Below are 2,070 nucleotides of genomic sequence, written 5' to 3'. Positions count from 1 at the left end.
CGCATGCCCCAACACCACCGCCACCTCACCACACACCACATCCACCAACACCCGCCCCTGCTCCTCACCCGACAACCCCACCAACCGACCAGCCAAGGACTCACTGGTGGTGTTGTCGGCGGTGTTTGCAGTGCGGCGTCGTGGCTGGCGTACGAGTCCGCGCAGCATCGCGGTCAGCTGACCCGCCTCCGCCTGCCGGGCAAAGGACGCGAAGTCGAACTTCGCCAGCACCATTGCCGACTCCTCGGCACCGAGGCCGACGTCGAACAGCGCCATGCCCTCATCGGAGGACAACGGCTTGATGCCGCTGCGGCTCATCCGGGCCTGGTCGGCCTGGTCGAGCGTGCTGGTCATCCCGCTGGTCTCGCCCCACAGGCCCCAGGCGAGGGACACGGCGGGCAGGCCCTGCGCCCGACGCCACTGCGCGAAGGCGTCCAGGAACGCGTTCGCCGCCGAGTAATTGCCCTGGCCCGGACCACCGAGCACTCCGGACGCGGAGGAGAACAGTACGAACGCGTCCAGGTTCAGCCCGGCGGTCAGCTCGTGCAGCATCAGCGCCGCATCGACCTTCGGCCGGAACACCGCTTCCAGACGCTCCGGGGACAGGCTCCCGATCACACCGTCATCGAGCACACCCGCCGTATGCACCACACCCGTCAGCGGCGCATCCGCCGGAATCCCCGCAAGCAACTCGCGCAGAGAGTCCCGGTCGGCCACATCACACGCCACCACTCGGACGTTCACTCCGAGCTTCTCCAGCTCGGTGTTCAACTCCTCGACTCCGGCCGCCGCCATGCCCCGACGGCTGGCGAGCACCAGGTTGCGTACGCCGTGCACCGATACGAGGTGGCGAGCGACCACACCGCCCAATGTCCCTGTGCCACCGGTGATCAGGACCGTGCCCTCGGGATTCAGCGGGGACACGGGCGTGGCCTGCTTCGTGGCCGAGCGCACCAGCCGTGGTACGTATACCGCGCCTGCTCGTACGGCTATCTGCGGTTCGTCCGAGGCCGAGGCAAGCACGGTCGTGATCAGCTCATCGGACGGCTCACCGCCGTCCATGTCCACCAGCACCACACGGCCGGGGTTCTCCGCCTGCGCGGACCGCACCAACCCCCACACCGCAGCCCCCGCAGGATCCACCACCTCGTCATCGCCCTCAACACCCACCGCACCCTCGGTGACCACCACCAGACGACCGGAATCACCAGCGGCCAGGAAGGTCTGCAACTGACCCAGCACCTCGGCACACAGGCCACGCACTCCCTCAGCCCCGACCACACCAGACCGCGCCCGCACCACCGCCACATCAACCGGCTCCCGAGCGTCCTCGGCCCGCGTCGGCAGCGGGGACCACTCCACCCGGAACAGTGCATCGCTCCCGGCCGCCGCCCTCAACTGCTCATCATCAACAGCCCGCAACGCCAACGACTCCACCGACGCCACCGGCACACCCGCACCATCAGCGATCTCCAACGACAACGCCCGCGACCCCGCCGACGACAACCGCACCCGCAACACCGACGCACCCGCCGCATGCAACGTCACACCACTCCACGCGAACGGCAACAACACCCCATCCCCACCAGACTCACCCGGCTCCACAAACGCCCCCGCATGCAACGCCGCATCCAACAACGCCGGATGCAACCCATACCCCGACCCACCCCCCGCAGACTCCGCCCCCAAAACAACCTCGGCAAACACCTCACCACCACGCCGCCACACCGACCGCAACCCCTGAAACACCGGCCCGTACCCATAGCCCCGAGCAGCCAGCTCCTCATACAGACCCGACACATCCACCGCCTCAGCACCCTCCGGGGGCCAGACGTCAAAGGAGCGGGCAGGGGTCGGGGCCTGGCTCGCGAGCTGACCGCTGGCATGGCGCGTCCACGGTGCCTCGGACACCGCGTCGTCGGCCCGCGAGTACACCGCGACCGAACGCACACCATCGGCCTGCGCCCCACCAACCGACACCTGCACCCGCACCGCACCCGACTCCGGCAGAACCAACGGAGCCTCGATCACCAACTCCCGCAACGACCCCGCGCCCACCTCATCCCCAGC

1 protein-coding gene is annotated in these 2,070 nt (G+C 68.7%); it reads right to left on the bottom strand.

What is annotated here, in order from left to right; genetic code table 11:
- Nucleotides 1–2,058, bottom strand: a 2,058-nt coding sequence (locus ACZ6CL_RS42920; RefSeq protein ID WP_468947009.1) for an SDR family NAD(P)-dependent oxidoreductase, incomplete at its 3' end; no start/stop codon positions are given.
- Nucleotides 2,059–2,070: the final 12 nt, after the last annotated feature.

This window comes from Streptomyces sp. NPDC041200 (genome assembly GCF_055591805.1).
This window is presented reverse-complemented; position numbering and strand designations above follow the sequence as displayed.